Annotated in this window: 22 protein-coding genes and 1 tRNA gene; 14 read left to right on the plus strand and 9 right to left on the minus strand. The window is 71.4% G+C overall.

The window, feature by feature from the left end; genetic code table 11:
• Positions 1 to 192: 192 nt before the first annotated feature.
• Positions 193 to 987 carry a PASTA domain-containing protein gene (locus AB0L34_RS01805; RefSeq protein ID WP_363701041.1) on the plus strand — a complete coding sequence of 265 codons (795 nt, stop codon included), beginning with the start codon at positions 193 to 195 and terminating at the stop codon, positions 985 to 987.
• A 72-nt stretch (positions 988 to 1,059) separates the two neighbouring features.
• Here the strand turns inward: AB0L34_RS01805 and AB0L34_RS01810 are convergent, their stop codons facing one another.
• Together AB0L34_RS01810 and AB0L34_RS01815 are read right to left on the minus strand one after the other, a co-directional pair.
• Positions 1,060 to 1,503, minus strand: a complete 444-nt coding sequence (locus tag AB0L34_RS01810; RefSeq protein WP_363701043.1) for a hypothetical protein — start codon at positions 1,501 to 1,503, stop codon at positions 1,060 to 1,062.
• A gap of 99 nt (positions 1,504 to 1,602) precedes the next feature.
• On the minus strand, positions 1,603 to 1,890 hold the full coding sequence (locus AB0L34_RS01815; RefSeq protein WP_357450074.1) for a hypothetical protein: 288 nt from the start codon (positions 1,888 to 1,890) through the stop codon (positions 1,603 to 1,605).
• 632 nt (positions 1,891 to 2,522) lie between these two features.
• Between AB0L34_RS01815 and AB0L34_RS01820 the strand changes: the two genes are divergently transcribed.
• The 3 genes from AB0L34_RS01820 (at position 2,523) to AB0L34_RS01830 (ending at position 4,198) form a co-directional block, all read left to right on the plus strand.
• Complete coding sequence (locus AB0L34_RS01820) at positions 2,523 to 3,404, plus strand: helix-turn-helix transcriptional regulator (protein ID WP_350702337.1); 882 nt, start codon at positions 2,523 to 2,525, stop codon at positions 3,402 to 3,404.
• Positions 3,374 to 3,595, plus strand: a complete 222-nt coding sequence (locus AB0L34_RS01825; protein ID WP_350702335.1) for a DUF397 domain-containing protein — start codon at positions 3,374 to 3,376, stop codon at positions 3,593 to 3,595. Before AB0L34_RS01820 ends, AB0L34_RS01825 begins: the two co-directional genes overlap by 31 nt.
• Positions 3,596 to 3,793: 198 nt before the next feature.
• The gene (locus AB0L34_RS01830; protein WP_363701046.1) at positions 3,794 to 4,198 is read left to right on the plus strand and encodes a hypothetical protein; all 405 of its coding nucleotides are present in this window, start codon (positions 3,794 to 3,796) and stop codon (positions 4,196 to 4,198) included.
• Here AB0L34_RS01830 and AB0L34_RS01835 read toward each other — a convergent pair.
• Positions 4,166 to 4,765 carry a hypothetical protein gene (locus tag AB0L34_RS01835; RefSeq protein ID WP_363701048.1) on the minus strand — a complete coding sequence of 200 codons (600 nt, stop codon included), beginning with the start codon at positions 4,763 to 4,765 and terminating at the stop codon, positions 4,166 to 4,168. The two genes, AB0L34_RS01830 and AB0L34_RS01835, sit on opposite strands and share 33 nt — an antisense overlap.
• Before the next feature lie 214 nt (positions 4,766 to 4,979).
• Here AB0L34_RS01835 and AB0L34_RS01840 point away from each other — a divergent pair, with 214 nt between their 5' ends.
• Complete coding sequence (locus AB0L34_RS01840; protein ID WP_363701050.1) at positions 4,980 to 6,842, plus strand: S8 family serine peptidase; 1,863 nt, start codon at positions 4,980 to 4,982, stop codon at positions 6,840 to 6,842.
• A 77-nt stretch (positions 6,843 to 6,919) separates the two neighbouring features.
• Here the strand turns inward: AB0L34_RS01840 and AB0L34_RS01845 are convergent, their stop codons facing one another.
• The 3 genes from AB0L34_RS01845 to AB0L34_RS01855 all read right to left on the minus strand — a co-directional run bounded on the left by AB0L34_RS01845 (position 6,920) and on the right by AB0L34_RS01855 (position 8,990).
• The gene (locus AB0L34_RS01845) at positions 6,920 to 7,726 is read right to left on the minus strand and encodes a WecB/TagA/CpsF family glycosyltransferase (RefSeq protein WP_363701052.1); all 807 of its coding nucleotides are present in this window, start codon (positions 7,724 to 7,726) and stop codon (positions 6,920 to 6,922) included.
• Positions 7,723 to 8,796, minus strand: a complete 1,074-nt coding sequence (locus tag AB0L34_RS01850; RefSeq protein ID WP_357450060.1) for an NAD-dependent epimerase/dehydratase family protein — start codon at positions 8,794 to 8,796, stop codon at positions 7,723 to 7,725. Before AB0L34_RS01850 ends, AB0L34_RS01845 begins: the two co-directional genes overlap by 4 nt.
• A gap of 108 nt (positions 8,797 to 8,904) precedes the next feature.
• Positions 8,905 to 8,990 (minus strand) — tRNA-Leu (locus tag AB0L34_RS01855).
• 226 nt (positions 8,991 to 9,216) lie between these two features.
• Here AB0L34_RS01855 and AB0L34_RS01860 point away from each other — a divergent pair.
• The 8 genes from AB0L34_RS01860 (at position 9,217) to AB0L34_RS01895 (ending at position 18,989) form a co-directional block, all read left to right on the plus strand.
• Positions 9,217 to 10,005 carry a DUF3662 and FHA domain-containing protein gene (locus tag AB0L34_RS01860; protein WP_091100240.1) on the plus strand — a complete coding sequence of 263 codons (789 nt, stop codon included), beginning with the start codon at positions 9,217 to 9,219 and terminating at the stop codon, positions 10,003 to 10,005.
• Between the two features lie 6 nt (positions 10,006 to 10,011).
• Positions 10,012 to 10,497, plus strand: a complete 486-nt coding sequence (locus AB0L34_RS01865; protein ID WP_111134465.1) for an FHA domain-containing protein — start codon at positions 10,012 to 10,014, stop codon at positions 10,495 to 10,497.
• On the plus strand, positions 10,494 to 11,924 hold the full coding sequence (locus AB0L34_RS01870; protein WP_357450054.1) for a PP2C family serine/threonine-protein phosphatase: 1,431 nt from the start codon (positions 10,494 to 10,496) through the stop codon (positions 11,922 to 11,924). Before AB0L34_RS01865 ends, AB0L34_RS01870 begins: the two co-directional genes overlap by 4 nt.
• A 139-nt stretch (positions 11,925 to 12,063) precedes the next feature.
• Positions 12,064 to 13,443: an FtsW/RodA/SpoVE family cell cycle protein gene (locus AB0L34_RS01875; RefSeq protein WP_363701082.1), complete on the plus strand. Its 1,380-nt coding sequence runs from the start codon at positions 12,064 to 12,066 to the stop codon at positions 13,441 to 13,443.
• Positions 13,440 to 14,945, plus strand: a complete 1,506-nt coding sequence (locus AB0L34_RS01880) for a penicillin-binding transpeptidase domain-containing protein (RefSeq protein WP_363701055.1) — start codon at positions 13,440 to 13,442, stop codon at positions 14,943 to 14,945. Before AB0L34_RS01875 ends, AB0L34_RS01880 begins: the two co-directional genes overlap by 4 nt.
• 1 nt (position 14,946) lies before the next feature.
• Positions 14,947 to 16,356 carry a protein kinase gene (locus AB0L34_RS01885; protein ID WP_363701057.1) on the plus strand — a complete coding sequence of 470 codons (1,410 nt, stop codon included), beginning with the start codon at positions 14,947 to 14,949 and terminating at the stop codon, positions 16,354 to 16,356.
• Positions 16,353 to 18,146, plus strand: a complete 1,794-nt coding sequence (gene pknB, locus AB0L34_RS01890; protein ID WP_363701059.1) for a Stk1 family PASTA domain-containing Ser/Thr kinase — start codon at positions 16,353 to 16,355, stop codon at positions 18,144 to 18,146. The genes AB0L34_RS01885 and pknB overlap by 4 nt, the downstream gene beginning before the upstream one ends.
• Before the next feature lie 147 nt (positions 18,147 to 18,293).
• Positions 18,294 to 18,989 (plus strand): ElyC/SanA/YdcF family protein, encoded by a 696-nt coding sequence (locus AB0L34_RS01895; protein ID WP_363701061.1) that lies wholly within the window; start codon positions 18,294 to 18,296, stop codon positions 18,987 to 18,989.
• 375 nt (positions 18,990 to 19,364) lie between these two features.
• On the opposite strand, the gene AB0L34_RS01900 is transcribed toward AB0L34_RS01895, so the two are convergent.
• Positions 19,365 to 19,913: a hypothetical protein gene (locus AB0L34_RS01900; RefSeq protein WP_363701063.1), complete on the minus strand. Its 549-nt coding sequence runs from the start codon at positions 19,911 to 19,913 to the stop codon at positions 19,365 to 19,367.
• 126 nt (positions 19,914 to 20,039) lie between these two features.
• Positions 20,040 to 22,199: a glycoside hydrolase domain-containing protein gene (locus tag AB0L34_RS01905; RefSeq protein ID WP_363701065.1), complete on the minus strand. Its 2,160-nt coding sequence runs from the start codon at positions 22,197 to 22,199 to the stop codon at positions 20,040 to 20,042.
• A gap of 540 nt (positions 22,200 to 22,739) precedes the next feature.
• Between AB0L34_RS01905 and AB0L34_RS01910 the strand changes: the two genes are divergently transcribed.
• Positions 22,740 to 23,084: a hypothetical protein gene (locus AB0L34_RS01910; RefSeq protein WP_363701067.1), complete on the plus strand. Its 345-nt coding sequence runs from the start codon at positions 22,740 to 22,742 to the stop codon at positions 23,082 to 23,084.
• A 21-nt stretch (positions 23,085 to 23,105) separates the two neighbouring features.
• Here the strand turns inward: AB0L34_RS01910 and AB0L34_RS01915 are convergent, their stop codons facing one another.
• Positions 23,106 to 23,756 carry an aminodeoxychorismate/anthranilate synthase component II gene (locus tag AB0L34_RS01915; protein WP_363701069.1) on the minus strand — a complete coding sequence of 217 codons (651 nt, stop codon included), beginning with the start codon at positions 23,754 to 23,756 and terminating at the stop codon, positions 23,106 to 23,108.
• Positions 23,757 to 23,760 lie beyond the last annotated feature (4 nt).

Below are 23,760 nucleotides of genomic sequence, written 5' to 3' on the forward strand. Positions count from 1 at the left end.
GACACCCGCCCCGGGCCGGGAAGGGACGCGCGATGAGCGAGCGTCAGCGAGCGAGTCATCGGCACAGTGCGGTGGTGTCTCGTGTCGGCACGCAGCGGAGCGGAGTGCCGGCATGAGCGAGCGTCAGCGAGCGAGTCATCGGCACAGTGCGGTGGTGTCTCGTGTCGGCACGCAGCGGAGCGGAGTGCCGGCATGAGCGACGACCGCCAGGAACCGCCCGCCGGGGAACACGACGACGGGACCCGCCCGCTGCCCCCGTCCGGCGGGCCGGAGCCGGCCGACCGCACCCAGCGGCTGCCCGGCCCGGAGGGGCCTCCGCCCGCCGGGGGCGACGCCACCCGGTCGATGCCCGTCGACCGCGCCGCCCCGCTGGACCGTACGGTCGCCATGCCGCCCGAGCGGTCCGGCCCGGCGGCCTGGTCCGGGCGCGCGGAGGTGCCGCCGCCCCGGCCGGCGGATCCCCGCGAGGCCGCCGAGTGGTACGCCGAGGAGCCCGGCGGCCGGCGCTGGTGGCTGCCGATCCTGTGGGGGGTGGTCGTGCTGCTGCTGCTCGGCCTGCTCGGGGTCGGGCTGTGGCTGGCCCTCCAGTCCGCGGACGACGGCGGTCCGGCCGTTCCGGGCCTGTCGCCCTCCCCGTCGGTCACCCGCGCGTCGCCGACGACCCCCGCGCCGACCTCGGCCGTCCCGACCACCCCCTCGCCCTCCGCGCCGCCGACCACCTCGGCGGCGGCGCAGGTGCCGATGCCGCCGGTGGTGAACCTGCCGCTGGCGACGGCGCAGGCGATCCTGGACGACCTCGGGCTGGGTCACCGGGTGGAGTACCGGGAGTCCGACCGCCCCGAGGGCACCGTGATCCGCACCGACCCGGAGGCCGGGGAACTCGTCCCCGACGGGGAGGAGGTCACCCTGGTGGTGTCCCGTGGCGCGCCCTCGCCGTCCGGAGGCGAACCCACGCCGACGACGGCCGTGCCGACCGCCACCAGGTGATCCGCCGCTGACCGGGCCGCGCGGGACCGTCACCGCGCCGGGTGGCGCACGAACGAGCGGTGGCGGGCCGGGTCACCACATCCGGCGTCTGGTTCCGACCAGGCCGAGCCCGGCCAGCGAGATGGCGAGACCGAAGACCCCGGACCAGAAGAGGGAACGGTGGACGTCGTTCGGCGACTGCCGGGCGGCCTCGGCGGTGTCGCCCGACGATCCGACCGGCTCGTCGGTCCCGACCGCGGTCCCGGGCTGGTCGGCGGCGCCGAGTGTGCCCGCTCCGTCCGGGGAGTACGGGGCGTCAACGGCGTCCTGCCCGTCGTCGTCCGACGGGTCGTCGTCGGCCACGGTGATCTCCGGTGCGGGGACCGGGGTGGTCAGCCGGGTGGTGGACGACAGGGCGGGGTCGCGGACGACGACCACCAGTGTCGTGGCGGCGCCGATCAGCGCCAGGATTCCGAAGGCGTAGGCGATGCGGGAGCGGTGGTGCCGCCGCGCGGCGGACTGATTGACCATGGCCATCCCAGGTTCGGGGTCCTGGACGCGCGGGGTGGAACCTGCCGGGGTGGGCGTACCTCATTCTATGGCGGGGCACGCCCCCCGGCTGCCGATCGCGGGAGCTCAGCCCACCCGGAGCGGGGTGCGGGCGACAGGACGCCGCGGTGCCCGCACGGCGTGCGTACGGGGCTCGGGAGCTGCCTGCAACTGGCGCAGACCCTCCCGCTGGACGAAGATCGACCGCCGGTTGACCGCGTCCCCCGAAGCGTTCAACTCGTAGCCGTCGAGCCAGATCCAGCCGTCGTAGGTCGGCCAGTCGAGCACCCGGATGACCCGGAACGTGATGGGCCTGAGGAACTGGACACTCGCCGCGCGAGTCACGTGCAGTACGTCACCGGAGCGGGGAAGCACATGGGCTCCTGGGAAGGGTCGGCCGGCGGACGGGCCGGCGGGAGCGGGTCGGGGGACGTCTCGGTGGCCGGCCACGGGGTCGTGCCGTCGTGGACCGGTGGTGCGGGCGGTGGTGGTCGGGCCGTATCCGCTGGTGGCGAACCGCTACCCGACCATCACCCGGCTGCTCCGGGTACCGCTCCCGCCGCCACAGCCAACTGGCGTGCAGCGGCGGGGTCATCAACCCGGGGCAGGTCTGGTTGTCGAAGGCCGGGCGGCCCCACCGGCGCGCGTCCCGGAGCCCGTGGGATCACCACGGCGGGGGAGCGGACGGAGACGGTGAGTAACCCGTGCCATACGCACAGAGTGCATCAGCGACGTGCTTCATGCAAGTTGCACGTCGACTTTTGCCGATACGCGAGCGGCTCGCGCAAGCGACGCTTGAAGCCGTTCACGTATCGGCGGCACACTGGGGTCCGGTTTCGCCCGTCGCGGCCGGCCGATGACCGGCACCACCCCCCTCGCCGCGAACGACGCCCGCCGTTCGACGGTCGCGCCCCCGGCGGGCGACGGCAGCGGCGCGCGCGACGCGGAGGTGGGGCGGTGAGGGCCGACAGCCGGTGGTTCCGACCAGCGGACGGGGTGGTGAGGCCGTGAGCGAGCGGCGCAGCCCGACCATCCGGCGCCGCCGCCTCGGCGCGGAACTGCGGCGGCAGCGGGAGGCGGCCGGGATCACCATCGAGGTCGTCGCCGAGCAGCTTGAGTGCTCGGCGTCGAAGATCTCGCGGATCGAGACCGGCCACACCACGGCGACGCCGCGCGACGTGCGGGACATGCTCCGGATCTACGGGGTGGTGGGCGCCGAGAGCGACGAGTTGGTGCAGATCGCCCGGGAGGCGCGGCAGAAGGGCTGGTGGCACCCGTACAGCACGGTGCTGGTCGGCGCGTACGTCGGCCTGGAGGCCGCGGCCAGCTCGATCCGCGCGTACGAGCAGCAGGTGGTGCCCGGCCTGCTGGAGACCGAGGCGTACGCGAGCGCGATGATCCGCGCCGCGCGGCCGGACTTCACCCCTGACCAGGTCGCACAACGTGTCCGTGTCCGGCTCGGCCGTCAGTCGTTGCTGACACAGGATGATCCGGTCGATCTGTGGGTGGTGCTCGATGAGGCGGTGGTGAGCCGTCCGGTGGGTGGGGACGCGGTCATGCGTGACCAGCTCAACCGGCTGGTCGAGGTGGCGGAACTGCCGAACGTGACGCTGCAGATCCTGCCGTTCGAGGTGGGGGCGCACGCCGGCATGGACGGGACCTTCACGATCCTCAGCTTCCCCGAGCCCGGTGATCCGGATGTCGTGTACGCGGAGAACGCCACGGGTGGGCTCTTCCTGGAGAAGAGCGACGAACTGCAGAAGTACAGCTTCATCTTCGATCACGTCCGAGCGGCGGCCATTCGTCCGGAGGAGTCCATCGCACACATCGCGAAACTGGCAGAGGAGCCGTTGTGGAAATGGCGACCAAGGGGTTCCCCGTGGACCTGACGCAGGCAACGTGGTTCAAGAGCTCGAAGAGCGGGCCGAACTGTGACAACTGCGTGGAGGTGGCGTACGTGACCGGGGCGGTCGGCGTGCGGGACTCGAAGGACAAGACGGGTCCGGCCCTGGTCTTCGCCCCGGGCGACTGGCACGCCTTCGTCGCCGGCGCCAGGGGCGGCGGCTTCGGCCGGGACTGACGCGACCGGGAGGTGACGCGGTGTTCCCCGTCCGGCGGGCAGCCGGGCGGGGGCATCGCCGTGCCCGCGTCCGGTCTGGCCGTGAAGAAGCCCGGACATCCCGTCGCCACATCGGGCCCGTGTCGTTGTACCCCTCGATACGGCGCTGGTCGACAACCCGCCGCACGAATCGGCAACCCAACGAGGTAGGCGAGACGGATGACGACGATCGGGTCAGACAACCTCACCAACGGACCGGGCAAGCCGGAGCGCTTCGGGGGCAAGTACCGCGGGGCGCGCCGGGACACCGTCCTGACCGAGGTGGTGTCGACCGACACGGAGGTCGGTGGCCGGGAGGCCACGACGGCAGCGCCGGATCAGGCGGGGCCGCTCTCGCTGCCGTCGCTGGATCCGAACCCGTTGACCGAGCCGTCGTTCCCGCCGGGCGGCTGGTCGATGGAGCCGACCGAGTCGCTTGCCGACCACCCGCTGCTCCGCGGGTTGCTGATGGAGCTGCCGCCGAAGGGCAGCGTCCCGCCGCCCGGGTGGCTCGACCGCTGGTTCGAGGCGACCCGGGCGATCCTGGAACTGCTATACGTGCAGGGCTCCGGCCGCTCGCGGTGACGCCGGCCGGGGCGGCGCGGCCCGCTCGGCGAGGCGGCTGTGCCGCAGCGCGTGGCGTACGCCGATGGCGGCGACCGCCAGCACCCCGACGGTGATCGCCGGCCCGGTGACCCCTGGCCCGAACAGCGGTTCCGGGGCGCTCGCCGCCGCCACCGCGGGCAGGATCGCCAGGCCCGTGACCTGCAACGGGAGCCCGACCAGCGGGTGCGCCGCGGCGGCCCGCAAGCCGTGCGGGGCCGGGGTCCCGGGCGCCGCGGCGAACGCCCCCGCGCCCGCCCGCAGCCGGCGCACCCGGCGCACGGTGCAGGCCGCGACGACGAGCACGGGCGCGGCGGCGAGGGTGAGGCCGGCGGCGGCCCGGTCCGCCGGGGTCGCGCCGGCGCTGGAGAGCCCGGCAACCAGCACGGCGGCCGTCAGGCCCAGTCCGGTCAGGGTCAGGGCGAGCACCCATCCGGTACGCCGGCGCAAGGCGCGGGCGTGGTCCAGCCGGGGCATCCCGTCCGCCAGCCAGCCGGCGGCGAGCCAGACGGCGGCCAGCGGCGCCAGCACGGTGAGGTGACTCTCCATGACGGAGAGCATTGCCCGTTCCCGACGCACGCGAATCCGGGGCCGGCCCCCGTTCCTCCCGTAACGGCGTCCCGTAGGGGGCATCCTCCCGGTGTTATAGGGAACTCGACATGTTTGTATCCCGATGACGCCGCTCTACCCTCAGCTCGATCGGCACTCATCGATTATCGCCACGGACGTCGATGATCGGGTGCCGGTCGGAGGGAGGTAGAAGATGGGTCTTCCACGTAGGTCCCTACTCGTCGGGGTGGCCACCATGGCCATGGTGGCCACCGCCACGCCCGCCATGGCCGCCGAGCCCGTCGGCACGATCCGGGCCGCGGGCGGCGCCACCGCCGTGGCCGACAGCTACATCGTCGTCTTCAAGGACACCGCGGTCGCCCGTACCACCGTCGGTGACACCGCGCAACGGCTGGTCGGCCGGCACGGCGGCACGGTGGCCCGCACCTACGGCGCCGCGCTGCGCGGCTTCGAGGTCCGGGTCGGTGCCGGGGCCGCCGCCCGGATCGCCGCGGACCCCGCCGTGGCGTACGTCGAGCAGAACCACACCGTGTCGATCGCCGGCACCCAGACCAACCCACCGTCCTGGGGCCTGGACCGGATCGACCAGCGGGCACTGCCGCTGGACAACTCCTACACGTACCCGAACACGGCGAGCAACGTGCACGCCTACATCATCGACACCGGCATCCGGTTCAGCCACAGCGACTTCGGCGGCCGGGCCACCTCCGGCTACGACGCCGTCGACGGGGGCTCGGCCGACGACTGCAACGGACACGGCACGCACGTCGCCGGCACCGTCGGCGGCTCGGCGTACGGGGTGGCGAAGGGCGTCCAGCTGGTCGGCGTCCGCGTGCTCAACTGCCAGGGCAGCGGTACGAACGCCGGCGTCATCGCCGGTGTCGACTGGGTGACCCAGAACGCGGTCAAGCCGGCCGTGGCCAACATGAGCCTCGGCGGCGGCGCGAACAGCACGCTCGACACCGCCGTGCGGAACTCCATCAACTCGGGCGTGAGCTACGGCCTGGCGGCCGGCAACGACTCGGGCGGGAACGCCTGCAACACCTCGCCCGCCCGGACCGCCGAGGGCATCACCGTCGGCTCGACGACCAACACGGACGCCCGGTCCTCGTTCTCCAACATCGGCACCTGCCTGGACATCTTCGCGCCCGGCTCGTCGATCACCTCGGCGTGGCACACCGGCGACTCCGCCACCAACACGATCAGCGGCACCTCGATGGCGACGCCGCACGTTGTCGGCGCGGCGGCCCTGGTGGCCAGCGCCAACCCGTCCTGGACGCCGCAGCAGGTCCGCGACTACCTGGTGAACAACGCCACCAACAACGTGGTGGGCAACCCGGGCACCGGCTCGCCGAACAAGCTGCTCTACGTCGTCAACGACGACACCCCGCCGCCGACCAACGACTTCTCCGTCTCGGTCTCGCCGACCTCCGGCTCGACCGCGCCGGGCGGCTCGGTGACCGCGACGGTGGCCACCGCCACCACCAACGGCTCGGCCCAGTCGGTGAGCCTCTCCGCGAGCGGGCTGCCGTCCGGGGCGACCGCCTCGTTCAGCCCGGCCACCGTCACCTCGGGCGGTTCCTCGACGCTCACCATCAGCACCTCGGCGAGCACGGCACCCGGCACCTACACCGTGACGGTGACGGGCACGGCGGCCTCCGGCAGCAAGAGCGCCACCTACTCGCTGACCGTGACCGGCACCGGCGGCGGCTGCTCCGGCACCAACGGCACCGACGTCGCGATCCCGGACACCGGTGTCACGGTGAGCAGCTCGATCCCGATCTCCGGGTGCGCCCGCAACGCCTCGTCGGCCTCGACCGTCGCGGTGAACATCGCGCACACCTACCGCGGTGACCTCGTCGTCGACCTGGTCGCTCCGGACGGTTCGTCCTACCGGCTGAAGAACAGCAACATCTGGGACGGCGCGGACAACATCAACACCACCTACACGGCGAACCTGTCGAGCGAGGCGGCGAACGGCACCTGGCAGCTGCGGGTGCGGGACGTCTACTACGGCGACAGCGGCTACATCAACACCTGGACCCTGACCCTCTAGCTGTAGGTGCAAGGAAAGGCCCCTTCTCATCGTCTTGTGCGACGGGAAGGGGCCCTTTCTACGCCTGCCGGTTCCGGTCAGACGGCGAAGGTGGACGGCCGATCGGCGGCCGGGGGCGGCGGCACCGCCTTCCACAGGCCGGTCTTCTGCCCGGCGAGCCGGGCCAGGTAGGCCGGGTTGAGGATCACGTACCGGCGCCACAGCCGCTTCGGCTCCAGGCCGAGGCGCCAGAACCACTCCAGGCCGGCCCGCTGCATCCACGGCGGCGGCTGGCGCAGCAGGCCGGCGTGGTAGTCGAAGGCCGCCCCGACCGCCATCAGCGGCATGTCCAGCAGCGGCCGCATGGCGTACGCGAAGACCTCCTGGCGCGGGCAGCCCAGCCCGACCAGGACGAGCCGGGCCCCGCTGGCCCTGATCCGGTCGGCGATCTCGACGTCCTCGCCCGGCTGCACCGCCCGGAACTTGGACGGCTCCACGCCGGCGATCTTGAGTGCCGGGAACATCCGCTCGAGCGCCGGGATCAGCTTCGCCAGGGTCTCCTCCGTCGAGCCGTAGAGGTAGACCGGGAGGCCCTCGTCGGCGAACCGGGAGAGCACGTGCAGGGTCAGCGTGGGCCCGTAGACCCGGTCGGTGAGCCCCGCGCCGTGCAGCACGTTGAGCGCCCAGCGCACCGGCTGGCCGTCGGGGGTGACCACGTCGAAGGAGTTCAGCCGGGCGTTGTGCGCCGGGTCCAGCACCCCGGTCATCACCCCGTGCACGGCCAGCGCCGTCAGCGCCAGCGGGCGGCGCTCCTGCGCGGCCGCCACCACCTGCTCGGTCGCCGCGGCGTAGTCGGTGGCGTCGACCAGGACGCCGAGGACGTTCCGCTTGCCCCTGGCGGTCATGCTGCCGGCACCCACTTGTCCACGTTGGCCTCGTAGATCTCGCGCATGATCATGGGAACGTCGTAGACCTGCTTCCATTCCGGGTAGTCGGCCTGGAACGCCTCGTTCGAGCCGATCCACCACTTGTGGTCGCCGATCCGGTTGGCCTCGACGTACTCGGTGACCATCTCCTGGCCGGTGATCTGCTCGGCCAGCATGAACGCCTCCCGGTTGGAGGTGTTGGAGTGCCGGCCGCCGCCGAGGTTGTAGACCGCCGCGGAACGCGGGTTGCGGAAGAACGCCTCGAACGCGGAGACCACGTCCGAGCTGTGGATCGCGTCCCGCACCTGCTTGCCCTGGTAGCCGAAGATCTTGTACGTCCGGCGCTCCATGTTGGCGCGCATCACGTACCCGAGGAAGCCGTGCAGCTCGGTGGCCGAGTGCGCCGGCCCGGTCAGCGTCCCGCCCCGGAAGCAGGCCGTCCGCATGTCGAAGTAGCGGCCGTACTCCTGCACCATGACGTCGGCCGCGACCTTCGAGGCGCCGAAGATCGAGTGCAGGCAGCCGTCGATGGACATGTCCTCGCGGATGCCCTGCTCGTACGGGTGGCCCGGCTCGATCTCCCACCGGGTCTCCAGCTCGACCAGGGGCAGGCTGTTCGGCCGGTCGCCGTAGACCTTGTTGGTGGAGCAGTGGATCACCGGCGCCTCGATGCAGTGCTCGCGCACGTTCTGCAGGACGTTGAGCGTGCCGGCGGCATTGACGTCGAAGTCGGTGAACGGGTCGCGCACGGCCCAGTCGTGCGACGGCTGGGCGGCGGTGTGGATCACCACGGCGACGGCGCCCGCGTACCGCTTGAAGAGCTTGCCCAGCGCGGCCCGGTCCCGGATGTCGATGCTGTGGTGCGAGTACGCGCTCCCCAGCTCGTCGGTCAGGCGCCGCACGTTCCAGGCGGTCGAAGCCTCCTCGCCGAAGAACTCCTGCCGCATGTCGTTGTCGATGCCGACGACGTCGAGACCGAGGCCGGCGAAGTGCCGGACCGCCTCGGAGCCGATCAGCCCGCCCGACCCGGTCACGAATGCGACACTCACACGCCACTCCTGGTCCTCGGAGGCAGAATCCATCGGAGCATAGCGTGACGTACGGCACGGCCCCGATACGCCGCGAGGGCCCCGCATCGCTGCGGAGCCCTCGCGTATTGGTGGGGAAGGGGGGAGTTGAACCCCCACGCCCTTTCGGGCACACGGACCTGAACCGTGCGCGTCTGCCATTCCGCCACTTCCCCGTGGCCTGACCTCGAACACTGTAGTCTGTGCCGGTCCTGCTGTCTCCAGCGGGCCCCGGACATCCTACGGAGTCCGTGATCGTTGCGTCGATCGGTTACCGTCCGTCGAGGCGGTACCGTTCTCGGCGGACGAAAGACTAGCACGACGACAACGGCCCCACCGAACGGGCCGCCGCCAGCCGGCCGAGCGGCGTGTGAGCTGCGGACGCTCCGGCCGGATACCATCATGTCCTCGGGACCCGAGGAGGAGCCGGTGAGCGTGCTGCAACGCTTCGAGAAGCGTCTGGAAGGCCTGGTCGAGGGAGCCTTCGCCAAGGTCTTCAAAGGGGTGGTCCACCCCGTGGAGATCCTCAACGCCATGCAGCGGGAGGCCGAGGCGCACAAGGCGATCCTGGCCGGTGGGCGCACGTTGGTGCCCAACCGCTACGTGATCGATCTCTCGCCCTACGACCACAGTCGGCTGGCGCCGTACGCTGCCGCGCTGGCCCAGGAGCTGGCCCAGTCGCAGGCGGAGTTCATCGGCGAGCAGGCCTGGACGGTCTACGGCGACGTGATCGTCGAGATCGAACGCGGCGAGGGGCTGGACACGGGCATGTTCCGGGTCACCGCCGAGGTCTACACCGGCGGCGAGGTCGCCCCGGTCTCCGCGCCCGGCTACGACGCCGGCCCGCCCGCCTACCCGGCGTACGACCAGGGCGGCGGCTACGGCCCCCCGCCCGGCCACGGCGGCAGCCGCAACGTGCGGCTGGTCTCTGGCGACGGGCGCACCTATCCCCTCCAGATGGGCTCGACCGTGATCGGCCGCGGCGACCAGGCCAACCTGCGCCTGCCCGACGTCGGCATCTCGCGGCGACACGCCCGGCTGGACTTCGACGGCGGCCAGGTCGTGCTGACCGACCTGGGGTCGACCAACGGCACGATGGTCAACGGCCAGCGGGTCTCCGCCGTCGCGCTCAACCCCGGCGACATGATCCAGCTCGGCACCACGACGCTGACCTTCCGCGTGGACGGCTGACCCGCCTTGCCGGAACTCGTCATCACCGTCGCCCGGTTCGGGTTCCTCATCCTGCTGTGGATCTTCGTGTTCACGGTGGTCGGCGTGATCCGCCGGGACCTGTTCGCGGGGGCCCGGTCGGGCCGCCTGGTGGCCGCCCCGCGGGCGGTCGGGGCCTCGCTCGGGCAGGCGGCGAAACCGGCGAAGGCGAAGCGGGGCAGGGCGGCGCACCAGCTCGTGGTCACCGCCGGTCAACTGGCGGGCACGCGGATCACCCTTGGTGAAGCGCAGATCACCATCGGCCGGGCCGAGGATTCCACCCTCGTCATCACCGACGACTACGCCTCGGCGCGGCACGCCCGGCTGGTGCCACGCGACGGGCAGTGGTTCGTCGAGGATCTCGGCTCGACTAACGGCACCTACCTGGATCGCGCTAAGGTCACCGGACCAACCCCCGTCCCCCTCGGCGTGCCGATCCGGATCGGCCGCACTTCTCTCGAATTACGGCCATGACTCTGACCCTGCGCTATGCGGCCCACAGCGACCGCGGTCTGATCCGAGACGGTAACCAGGATTCCGTCTACGCCGGACCGCGGCTACTCGCCGTCGCCGACGGCATGGGCGGCATGGCCGCCGGTGACGTCGCCAGCAACATCGTCATCGGTGCCATGGCGCCGCTCGACGAGGACGTCCCGGGTGACGCCCTCGTCGACGCGCTGCGTTCGGCCGTGGGCACCGCCAACCAGCAGCTCCGCGACACCGTGGACGCCAACCCCCAGCTGGAGGGGATGGGCACCACGCTCACCGCCACCCTCTTCTCCGGCAGCAAGCTGGGCATGGTCCACATCGGCGACTCGCGGGCCTACCTCCTGCGCAACGGCGAGTTCGCGCAGATCACCAAGGACGACACGTACGTCCAGATGCTCGTCGACGAGGGCCGGATCAGCGCCGAGGAGGCGAGCAGCCACCCGCAGCGGTCGCTGCTCACCCGCGCGCTGGACGGCCGCGACATCGACCCGGAATACAGCGTCCGCCAGGTGCTGCCGGGCGACCGCTACCTGATCTGCAGCGACGGGCTCTCGGGCGTGGTCAGCGCCGACACGATCGCCGAGACCATGCGCGAGTACACCGACCCCCAGCAGTGCGTGGAGCGGTTGGTGCAACTCGCCCTGCGCGGCGGCGGGCCGGACAACATCACGGTGATCATCGCGGACGCCACCGACCAGGACATCGTCGAGGCGAGCCCGATCGTCGGCGGCGCCGCGGCCCGGGACCGGGGCATGGCGACCTCCGCCGACGTCTCCACCCCGGCCGCCCGCGCGTCGGCGCTCTCCGCCCCCCGCCCCCCCGCCCCCGAGGAGCCCGCGGCCGGCGACGACGACGAGCCGGAACGCCCGAAGCGCCGGCCCGTGCGCGCCGCCGCGACGACGCTGGCGCTGCTGGTGCTGCTCGGCGGGGCCGTCTTCGGCGGCTGGAGCTACACCCAGCGGCAGTACTACGTCGGGGCGACGGAGGAGGGCCAGGTCGCGGTGTTCCGGGGCATCCAGGGCGAAATCGCCGGGATGGACCTCTCCACCGTGCACTCCACCAGCCCCGCCGACCTGGACGACCTGACCCTGGCCGCCCAGGAGCAGGTGAAGCAGGGCATCCCGGCCAAGAGCGAGCCGGACGCCGAGCGCCGGCTGGCCGAGCTGACCAGCGACAGCCCGACGAACCCGAACCTGAAGCCGATCTGCCCGCCCAGCCCGAGCGCGGTGGCCGTCACCACGACACCGACGCCGACCGCCGGCCCGGCGACCCCGCCGCCGTCGGCCAGCGCGAGCCCGGCCGCCAGCGGCCGTCCGACCACGTCGGCCTCGCCGACCACCACACCCGACGCCCTGCCCTCCGACACCGTCTCGCCGACGCTCGACCCGGCCACCTGCCGGTCGCCGGAGTGAGTGTCGGCTTCGAATCCGAGGACGATCCGTGACCGCAGCGGCCACCCCGGCACCCTCGCCCGCCACCACGGGCGAGCAGCCCGGCGTGCGCCTGGCCCGGTCCCGGCGTAACGCCGAGCTGTCGCTGCTGCTGCTGGCCATGGTGCTGGTGGCCGCTTACGGGGCGATGGTCGAGGCGAAGGTGCTCGACACCGTCACCGCCGACTTCTGGATGCCGGCCGCCGCGCTCACCGCGGTCTTCCTCGGCCTGCACCTGGTGATCCGGTTCCTGGCGCCCTTCGCCGACCCCGCCCTGCTGCCGGCGGTCGCGCTGCTCAACGGCATCGGGGTGGGCTTCCTGCGCCGGCTCGACCTGGGCAACGCCGCCCCCGCGGAGCGGGCGGACCTGGCCGTCTTCGCTGGCGACGGTGGCCGGCAACTGGCCTGGACGCTTCTCTCGGTGATCCTCGCCGCCGGGCTGCTGGCCATCATGCGCGACCACCGGTCGGTCTCGCGCTACGCCTACACCCTGGGGCTGGCCGGCATCGTGCTGGTGATGATCCCGGCGGTGCTGCCCAGCCGGTTCTCCGAGATCAACGGCGCCAAGCTGTGGATCAGGATCGGCACCTACTCCATCCAGCCCGGCGAGTTCGCCAAGCTGGCGCTGCTGGTCTTCTTCGCCTACTACCTGGTGCGCAAGCGCGAGGTGCTCTCGCTGGCCAGCCGCCGCTTCCTCGGCATCGACTTCCCCCGCGGGCGGGATCTCGGCCCGGTGGTCGTGGTCTGGCTGATCAGCCTCCTGGTCCTCGTCTTCGAGAAGGACCTCGGCACCTCGCTGCTCTACTTCGGCATGTTCGTGGTGACGCTCTACATCGCCACCGAACGGGTCAGTTGGCTGCTCATCGGCCTGGTGCTCTTCTTCGGCGGCGCCTACCTGGCGTACGTCCTCGGCGACGTCGTCGGCGGGCCGTTCGCCAACTTCTACCTGCGGGCGCAGATCTGGCTGGACCCGTTCGCCGACCCCTACGAGGACGGCTACCAACTGGTCCAGGGTCTGCTCGCGCTCGGCACCGGCGGGTTGTTCGGCGCCGGCCCGGGCGGCGGCCAGCCCGGCCTGCTGCCCGAGGTGCAGAACGACTTCATCTTCGCCGGCCTCGGCGAGGAGATCGGGCTGTTCGGCCTCTCCGCGCTGCTCGTCGTCTACCTGCTGATCGTCGAGCGGGGGCTGCGGGCGGCGCTGGCGGTCCGCGACTCGTTCGGCAAGCTGCTGGCCGGCGGCCTGGCGTTCACGCTCGGGCTCCAGGTCTTCGTGATCGTCGGCGGGATCAGCAAGCTCATCCCGCTGACCGGCCAGACCACCCCGTTCCTCTCCGCCGGTGGCTCCTCGCTGATGGCCAACTGGCTGCTCATCGCGGTCCTGCTCCGGGTCTCCGACGGGGCCCGCCGCCCCGTCGCCGGCGGGGGCGGCAAGGCGGCCCGGCCGTCCGGCGGCCCGCCGGAGCAGCTGCACGGTGCCCCCACGGAGGTGATCAGGCCGTGAACGCACCCCTGCGCCGCGTGGGCGTCGTCGTGATGGTCCTCTTCGGGTTGCTCTTCGCCAACCTGAACTGGATCCAGGCCTACAAGGCCGACGAATACCGCACCAGCGACTACAACGGCCGCGTCCAGGTCGCCGAGTACGAGCGCAAGCGCGGCAACATCGAGGCCGGCGGCACGGCCCTCGCCACCAGCAAGGAGACCAGCGGCGAGCTGAAGTACCAGCGCACCTACCCGGGCGGCGCCAAGTACGCGCACGTGCTCGGCTACAAGCCGGTCAACCTGGCCGACACCGGCATCGAGAAGTTCGAGAACGACTTCCTGGCCGGCACCAGCGACCAGCTCTTCATCGACCGGTTCAAGGACATGTTCACCGGCGACAAGACCGGTGGCGGCAACGTGCTGCTCACCCTCTCCAAGCGGGCCCAGGACGTCGCGTACGAGCAGTTGCGCAACAACCGCGTCGACGCCTCGAAGGGCGCGGCGATCGCCATCGACCCGCGTACCGGGGCGGTGCAGGCGCTGGTCTCCATGCCCAGCTTCGACCCGAACCCGCTGACCGGCCACAACACCAACGAGGCGACGGCCGCGTACAACGCGCTGGAGCAGAACCCGAACGGCCCGCTGAAGAACCGGGCCATCGGCGAGGTGCTGCCCCCGGGTTCCACCTTCAAGATCGTGGTGGCCGCCGCGGCGCTGGAGAACGGCATCGGGCAGGACACCAGGATCCCGGCCGGTTCCAGCTACACCCCGCCGACCTCGGGCACGCCGATCCGCAACGCGGCGTCGTCGATCTGCCCCGAGGACGAGGTCACCCTGATGAACGCGGTCACCGAGTCGTGCAACACCGGCTTCGCCAAGCTCGGCGTCCGGCTCGGCGCGGACAAGATCAAGGAGAAGGCCCGGCAGTTCGGCTTCGAGCAGGAGGACCTCACGGTCGGCCAGCTCGGGGAGGGCGGCCACCCGGTGGCGGCCAGCCGCACCGGCAGCATGGAGAACGCCGACGGCGGCGACGACCCCGCCGCGCTCGCCCAGTCCTCCATCGGCCAGCGGGACGTCCGGATGACCCCGCTGCAGGGGGCCCTGATCGCCGCCTCGGTCGCCAACGACGGCAGCCAGATGCGACCGTACCTGGTCCGCCAGCTCCTCGGCCCGGACCGCACCACCAGCTACTACACCGCCAATCCGCGGGAGCTGCGCCAGCCGGTCAGCGGCCAGGTCGCCGGCGACCTGCGGGAGATGATGGTCAGCGTCGTCGAGAACGGCACCGGCGAGAACGCGCGGATCAACGGCTACACGGTCGGCGGCAAGACCGGCACCGCGCAGTCCGCGCCCGACCGGCCGGACCACGGCTGGTTCATCGGCTTCGCGCTCGACAAGAACGGGAACCCGGTCTCGGCGGTCTGCGTCATGCTGGAGCAGGCCGGCCCGGGCGGCAGCGCCGAGGCGGCCCGGATCGCCGGGCAGATCATGCGTGCCGCCATCGCCGATCCCGGGGGCCGCTGACATGCTCAGCCCCGGGGTGCAGCTCGGCAACCGCTACCGCCTCGACGAGCGGATCGCCAGTGGTGGCATGGGCGACGTCTGGCGCGGCACCGACCAGGTGCTCGGCCGGACGGTCGCGGTCAAGAGCCTGCTCCCCGCGCTGCTCGACGACCCCGACTTCGCCGAGCGGTTCCGCGGCGAGGCCCGCACCATGGCGACGATCAACCACCCCGGCGTGGTCGACGTCTACGACTTCGGCAACGACCAGCAGATCGCCTTCCTGGTGATGGAGTACGTCGAGGGCGACGCGCTGTCGGCCACCCTGGCCCGGGTGGGCCGGCTCACCCCGGCCCGCACGATGGCGCTGGTCGCCCAGGCGGCCGACGCGTTGCACGCGGCGCACGTGAAGGGCATCGTGCACCGGGACGTGAAGCCGGGCAACCTGCTGGTCCGGCCCAACGGCACCCTGGTGCTGACCGACTTCGGCATCGCCCGGTCTGACCTGGTCGCCCAGCTCACCGCAGCCGGTTCGGTGCTCGGCACCGCCTCGTACATCTCCCCCGAGCAGGCCACCGGCGGCGTCGCCACGTCCGCGTCCGACGTCTACGCGCTCGGCGTGGTCGCGTACCAGTGCCTGGCCGGCCGGCGGCCGTTCGAGGGCGACAATCCCCTCGAGATCGCCATGCGGCACGTCCGGGAGGCCCCCCGCCCGCTGCCCGCCGACATCCCGCCGCAGGTCCGGGCCGTGGTGGAGCGGGCCCTGGCGAAGGACCCGGCGGCCCGCTGGCCCAGCGCCGCCGCGCTGGCCGGGGTGGCCCGGCAGCTGAAGGCCCAGCTCTCCCAGCAGGCCCGCGCCGGTGGTCGGCCGATCTCCGCGGCCCCGGCGTCGCCCGCCGCCCCGCCCGGCCGCGCCCAGGTGCCGGCACCGGCGGCGCACCCGCGGGTCGCCCCGCACCGGCCGCCGACCGCCGCCCCGCAGCCGCAGCGCCCGCCCGTGGCGGCCCCCCGCCCGGCCGTCGTGCCGCACCGCCCCACGACCGTCGCGCCCGCCGCGGGGGGGGCCCGCCCGCCCTGGGCCCCGCCCGGCTACCCGCGCGGTGCGGCGCCCGTGCCGCCGGCCCGTCCGATGGCGTACGCGGGGCAGGCTGCCCCTCCCGCGCCCCAGCCCGGCGGCCGAGGGTCCCGGCCGGGGATGGTGTTACTCGCCATCCTCCTGGCCGTACTGGTCCTTGTCTGCTCCGGCGTGATTTCCTACAAGCTGCGGGAGCAGTCGCAGTCCGGCGCAGCCGGCGCGGTCGCCCCGCGGACGGTGACGTCCGGCGCGCTGCGGCCCGACGGACGCGACGATCCGGCCCGGACGTCGTACCGTCGACAGGAACTGCCCCGGCCGGGCGGCGACGAGACGACGAGCGAAGGACGACAGACGCGATGACAGCGCAGGCCCGCCTGCTCGGTGGCAGGTACCAGGTCGGCGAGCTGCTCGGCTACGGCGGCATGGCCGAGGTGCACCGCGGTCGCGATCTCCGGCTCGGTCGGGACGTCGCGATCAAGATGCTCCGGACCGACCTCGCCCGGGACGCCACCTTCCAGATGCGGTTCCGCCGGGAGGCACAGAACGCGGCGTCCCTCAACCACCCGGCGATCGTGGCCGTCTACGACACCGGCGAGGAGACCGCGCCGACCGGCGAGACGCTGCCGTTCATCGTGATGGAGTTCGTCAACGGGCGGACCCTCAAGGAGGTCCTCGGCGTCGAGGGGCGGCTCCAGCCGCGCCGGGCGCTGGAGATCTGCGCCGACATGTGCGCGGCGCTGGAGTTCAGCCACCGGCACGGCATCATCCACCGGGACATCAAGCCCGGCAACGTGATGCTCACCCAGACCGGCCAGGTCAAGGTGATGGACTTCGGCATCGCGCGGGCACTGGCCAGCGGCGCCACCACGATGACCCAGACCAGCGCGGTGATCGGCACGGCGCAGTACCTGTCGCCCGAGCAGGCGCGCGGCGAGGCGGTCGACGCCCGGTCCGACGTCTACGCCGCCGGCTGCGTGCTCTTCGAGCTGCTCTGCGGCCACCCGCCGTTCGTCGGCGACAGCCCGGTCAGCGTGGCCTACCAGCACGTGCGGGAGGCCCCGCCGACGCCGAGCGACATCAACCCGGACGTCAACCCGGCCGTCGACGCGATCGTGCTCAAGGCGCTGTCGAAGAACCCGCTCAACCGCTACCAGAGCGCCGGCGAGATGCGGGCCGACCTGCTCCGCGCCGCCGCCGGCCGCCCGGTGCTGGCCACCCCCGTGCTGCCGCACGACGAGACGACGCGGGTCGTCCCGGCCGGTGCCGGCTACCCGGCCGCCCCCGGCGCCCCGCAGACCCGGCAGATCCCGGCCCGGGTCGGCGATCCCCGCCGGCGCAGGGCGTCGTCCTGGCTGATCGCGACCTTCGCCGCGGTGGGCGTGCTCGCGGTGATCGCGCTCGCCGCCGCCCTGCTGAACCAGGGCGACGACAAGGTCACCGTGCCCACCGTGACCGGCCTGACGCAACAGGAGGCGTTCACCCGGATCCAGCAGGCCAACCTGGTGCCCCGGGAGGGCGAGCAGCACTTCGACGCCACCTGCAAGAAGGGCCAGGTGGTCAACCAGTCGCCGGCGGCCAACTCGGCCCTGGAGCCCAACCGGGAGGTCGTCGTCCAGGTCTGCGGCGGCCCGGCCACGAAGGCCATCCCGCCCGCCCTCGTCGGCTCCACCTTCGAGAACGTGGAGGAGCGACTGACGACCGAGGGCTTCAAGGTCAGGAAGGAAGAGAAGGACAGCGCGCAGCCGGAGGGCATCGTCCTGGAGGTGTCGCCGGCCTCGGGCACGCGGGTGGCGGAGGGCACCACGGTCGTCGTCACCGTCTCCAAGGGCAACGTCGGCCGGGTGCCGAACGTGGTCGGCTCCACCGAGAAGGAGGCCAAGGACGAGCTGAAGGCCGCCGGCTACGACGTCGACGTCGAGCAGGGCCGGGAGGTGCCGGCGGCCGAGGCCGGGCGGGTCCTCTCGCAGAGCCCGAAACCTGGCAGCAACCTCGCGAAGGGTAGGACGGTGACGATCGTGGTCAGCGTGCCGCAGGTCGAGCCGACGCCGTCCGACACGCCGAGCCCCACGCCCGGCACCACACCCTCCGGCGGTGGCGCCGGCTTCCCGCTGTTCCCGACCACCCCACCGGCCCGGCTCTCCGAGCAGTGACCCCCGGCGGGTGACGCCCCGCCGGGATCCGTCGGCCGGGCGTTGCCGGCCAGGTCCGTCGGCCGGGGTGCCCGCCCGGTTCGGGCCGTGTTGCGCACAGAGAGGACGAACGGGGTGGATGCGAGGGGTTCCGGCCGGGCGTTACCCGTGAGGGGGGCGACGGACCCGGAGGGTCGGGCGAACCGGTGGCGGCGACGTCTGACCCGCGCGGCGGTTCTCGCCCTGGCCGCGCTGCTGCTCGCCAGCCTTCCCTGGCTGTGGACGACGGTCGCCGCCCGCGGCCACGTGTACGACGAGGCCGGGGCGCCGGCCGCCGACGTCGTGATCGTCCTGGGCACCGCGGTGGCGGCGGACCGACGCCAACCGGGCGAGCGGCTCACCGGCCGCCTGGAGACCGCCGCCGAACTGGTGCACAGCGGGCGGGCGCGGGTGATCCTCGTGTCGGGCGACGGGGGTGGCACCTCCGGTGACGAGCCGGCGGTGATGACCTCCTACCTGACCGAGCGGCTGGGCGTCGATCCGCGCCGCGTCGTGGCCGACCCGTTCGGGCTGGACACGTACGACAGCTGCGCCCGGGCGCGCGACGTGTACGGGATCGAGCGGGCCCTGATCGTGACCCAGTCCTACCACCTGTCCCGGGCGGTCACGCTGTGCCGACACCTCGGCCTCGACGCCGAGGGAGTGACAGCTCGCTGTCCCGGCTGCGGTCCCGCCCTGCTCGTCGGGAAGACGGTCCGGGACTACTTCGCCAGCGGCAAGGCGGCATGGGACGCGGTGCGACGCAGGCCGCCCGCGGTCCGCTCGCCGGCGGACCCGGCGGTGCAGGACGCGCTGAAGAGTTGATTGCGCGGCGGACGGCGTAATGGGAGGTTCTCCAGCCACTGCCCCGTGAGGGCCGGGGCGGAGCGTCCTGGAGGTGTCGCCCGAGGAAGGGAAGCCCCCACGCTTTCACGCGGTCAGTGGCGGCGCTGCAACGGTAGCGAGCGCGCCTTCGAGGCGCCCACCCGGCTCTTTCGACCAGGTGCCACCGCCCGACGGGCACGACTCGTCGTGGGTACCAGTTCTCGCGTGGTTCGGGGCGGCAGTTGGCGTGTCGCTCAGCCACGGACGAAAAGAGGAGCTGAACGGGCTCCCCTCAGGGGGAGCCCGTTCAGCGTCGCCGTATGAAGCCCTTCGCCCTGGTACGGCGGCAGTTCGCCCCTGGGGTGCGAGGCAGGGTCAACGCGGGCGCGGAAGCGTCCGCGCCTTCTCGCGACGTGCTGGGGTCGCCGGGTCGGCGACCACGCCAGCGGTCTGCGTCCGGAACTCTGTCTGCACGCTGGTGTCCAGTCGGGCTGCGACGCGGGCGAGGACCTTGTCGGCCGGACGGGCGACGATCTCGAAGTGCGAAGCCTTCGCCGGGTTCAGGTCACCGCCCCAGACGACCGTGCCCTCACAGTCGACGAGGATGTCCCGCACGATCGCCTCATGGTGCGGCCACAGCCGCTCGCTGCCGCCGACCGGGTAGGCAGTGGGGTGGAGAGCGAGGGCGGTGCCGGACAGGTAGTTGGATTCGAAGGCAGCCCGGATCGCACGCCGCGTGGTGTGTCCGGTGATCCCTCCGCCTTCACCGGTGTCCAGACGAGCGATCTCGTAGTGCCAGCGGCGGGCTACGTGCAGCAACACAGATGCGGCCGGGCCCTGCCGCAGGGCAACCGAGGTACTGGATCCCTCGACGCGGTAGGTCGTGATGGCGGCAGGGTCGATCTTCCAGCCATTGGCGGACACCTCACGAGTCCACCGTGCGGTGTCCTTGCCTGCCGCGCTGGCCGGCAAACTGGGGGCGAGAGTGAGGACGCCGGTGCCGGCGGCGGCCCCAAGGAGACTACGTCTGGTAACCATGGGGATTCCTTACTAGTCGCTGAGGGCGGACACGCCGGGGTCACTTCCATCACGCCACACGTTGTGGTCCAGTCCCCAGTCGGGCTGGAACATGTACTCCTTGATCTGGTTGAATGACCAGTTCTCGGGCAGGGGGTAGCCGAGATTGCCCGAGAAACCCCACGACATTCCCGAAACCAGTGACCAGCGGGCGCCGACCTCGTGCGAGATGCGGCTGCACACGTTGCGGGATCCGTAGACGCCGAAAAGGTACCGGTTATTCTGACCGGCGAAGACCGTCTTGACGCCCTCGAAGTACGGCTTGATGTTGCTGTCGATTTCGGAGTCCATCGCGTCGTAGTCGACGGCAAAGTAAATGCAGGTACCGGGCGGGATTCGGTACTCGATCGCCTTCTGGTGGGCGACCCAGCCCTGGTCGAACCCCTTCTCGTACGTGAAGTTCCACAACTCCCGGCCGTTGTACTGGAAGATCGGGAAGAACCTCAGTCCGGCGTCGAGGATGGTCTGCGGCTCGCCGGGCTTGAGCGCCTTGCCGAGGTAGTCCGGGTCGGTGGGCGGCAGATGCTCGTCGAGGTAACGCCCGACGATCCGGTAACCGGCGGCCTTGAGTGTGGCTGCGCGAGTGGCGGTGATCTCGGTGATGCAGTCGCAGCCGGTAGCGGGTCGGTCCGTGTCACCGCTTGAGACGAGCAGTTGGGCCCAGGTCGTATAGTCGTTGTGCCCCGTCACGGGAATCTGCGAGAAGCGCTGGAACGCCCGTAGCCAGTCCAAATGGGTGCTGGTCAGGGTGTCGGTGCCGATGTCCTCCGGTCGGTACATCAGCGGCACCTGAGGATCGCCTGGCAGGAAGGTCGGCGAGTTGAAGTAGCAAGCCGAGCGGAACAGGTACCTCAGATCGCCGGTGAGCGTTCCCGACCCCTTCCCCTTCAGCCCCGACTGGGTGCCGGGGCCGAAGTAGCCGTTGATGGAGCTGAGGGGAATGCCGACCTCGTACTGGACCGCCATCATGAAGCCCTGTTGGACGTCCCGCGAGTAGATGCCGTCGCAGGGGACCAGGCCCATCGCGGGGATGCGGATTCCTGCGACGTAGCGTGAGTTCAGCCGCTTCTGGATGTTCTGGATGTTGATGTCGCCGCCCGGTACGAGCTGGAACTGGTCCATCCGCATCAGCGCCTTGACGATGTGTGGCCACATCGTGTTCTCGTCCTGGCCGGCGTACGTCAGCCCGGCATCTCTGTAGAGGCGCTCAAGAGCGATCTGCGAGTCGGGACCCCAGGTGTCGTAGGTGGTGGAAGCCCAGTAGCCCTTGCAGAACAGGGCGCTGTTGTATATGCGGACGAGATTCCCGTTCGTCTCGCGGCTCGGCTGCCTGTTGCGCCGCTTGACGGCGTCGAACGTGCCGGGACCGAAGTTCTGGACCGTCGGGGAGATGCCGAGTTCGTGCTGCAGCGCCTGGGTTAGGGAGAGCACGGTCGACCATCCGGTTTTCCCGGATTCGGGGCAACTGATATATCCGGGGGCGCCCGCGTAGGTGGCGTTCACCCACTTCTGGGCCGCGTACACGTGGATGTCAGCGAGCCCGGTCCACGGTGCCGCCGGATCGATCGTCGACCCCGGCTTCGCGTACACGTGAAGGTGCCCTGGGCATTCGGTCCCGTAACCGTAGGAGTGCGGCAGAATTCTCAGGCCGGTCCTCCTGGGCGCTTCCTCCCGTAGGTGCTGGATGAGCAGTCGGTACGAGCGCAGCATTGGCTCGGTGGCCGTATGGCCTCCCCGCATGAGGGCGCAGATAGAGTAGAACCCGGCGTTGCGGCCCAAGCCGTCAATGGGCTCACCTGCTCCGTAGTTGGCCTCGCCGCGCTCGTAGCCCCGGCCCTCGTACACATTGCCGTGCGGGCAAATCAGGAAGTTGTACCAGATGTCCTTGTTGGTGTCTGAATCGTGGTAGTGCTTCTTGTAGACCTCGGCAACGTCCCGGAGGCAGTCCTCTTCCGTGTTGTAATCATTCTCAAGAGGCCACGGCAGATCGCCGCCACGGTAGTGGATGAAGACTCCGCCTACCGGATCCCAGGGGTGGTCATAGTTGGGTATAGGTGGTGCGGCGGCGTGTTCCCGCAGTTCTTCCGGGGCGTAGACGGCCCAGGTTGCGCGCTTGTGGATAGTGACGAGCATTTGCTCCTCGCTTCATCCGAGGGATCGGGCTGATAGGGGTACGAATTGCAGGACTTCGTCTCCGTCAACGGAATTTCCCGGACTGTCTCGGCGCGGAACAATGCCTGCCGAGGAGTTCCTCATTGCCTGATGCCGTGGCCACGACAATTGGAGCATCGGTCCGACACGGATTCTGCTGGATCGATGAAACGATCGTAAAGCATTCGCGTTGCCCATGGGGGGAGGGAGATTTCGGACCTTCCGCCTATTGCGCCCTGGCGTTGGCGGAAGGTGCTCAAGACACACCGACCGCCGGTCTGCATCCGCACCCGGCGGCTGCACCAGCTGGGCGGGTCACCGGTGGCCAGGAGGGACCACGCGGTGACGGAGGACGTACGTCGACCAGGCATCCGGGATCGCCGGCCGCTTTGAGGCTCGTTGGGCGTTGACGGGGCTGACCGTCCACCGAATGTTCCTGGGATAGTCGGTGACCGTGTCCGTCTCCGGCCCTCCACCTTAGATACCCCCGGAAGTGCGGCAGGGTGTTCTAACATCTGCCTGATGGAGCCCGAAGCCGCGCCTGCCCCATCGAAGGTCCGTACCTGGGTGACGCCGTCGCGGGTCGCGTGGCTCGGGACCGCCGTGGTGGTGCTCCTGCTGACGCTGCCGATCAGCATCCGCTCGCCCGGTGACCACGAGACGGCAACCTGCGGCAACGTGTTGGACGTCGACCTGGACCGCTGGGCGGGCCCCTCGGACGGGAACTACTGGGAGCAGGCGTACCGGGCCTGCAACTCGAGGCGCATCGACCGGCTCGGCAAGACGGCCGGCGTCCTGTCGCTGACGGTCCTGACCGTCACGCTCCTGGCCGCGCGGGCCCGCCGAGAGGACGACGACGAGTACTGACGATCCGACCCGCGACGCCCGTCAGGCGGTGGCGAAGGCGGCGCGGCGGCGCGCGTCCACCTCGGCGGCCAGCTCCGGGGCCCGCTCCAACGCCTCCGGGTGACCGCAGGCGGCGAGCCAGTTCGCCAGCATCAGGTGGCCGCCCTCGGTGAGTACGGACTCGGGGTGGAACTGGACGCCCTCGATCGGCAGCGTCCGGTGGCGCATCGCCATCACCACCCCGGAGCCGGTCCAGCCGGTGACCTCCAGCTCCTCGGGCAGCGTCTCGGGCAGCACCGCGAGCGAGTGGTAGCGGGTGGCGGTGAACGGGTCCGGCAGGCCGGCGAGCACTCCGATGCCCTGGTGGCGGACCTCGGAGGTCTTGCCGTGCAGCAGCTCGGGGGCGCGGGTCACCGTGGCGCCGAACGCCTCGCCGATCGCCTGGTGCCCCAGGCACACGCCGAAGATCGGCAGCTCGCCCGCGTACCGGCGGATGACGTCGAGGCAGATGCCGGCCCGGTCGGGGCTGCCCGGACCGGGCGACAACAGGACGCCGGCCGCGCCGGCCCTGCCCACCTCGGCGACGTCGATCTCGTCGTTGCGCCGGACCTCGCAGTCCACGCCGAGCTGGCCGAGATACTGCACGAGGTTGAACACGAACGAGTCGTAGTTGTCGATCACCAGGACACGCATCAGG

The organism is Micromonospora sp. NPDC052213 (assembly GCF_040679695.1).
Classification (GTDB): Bacteria; Actinomycetota; Actinomycetes; order Mycobacteriales; family Micromonosporaceae; genus Micromonospora.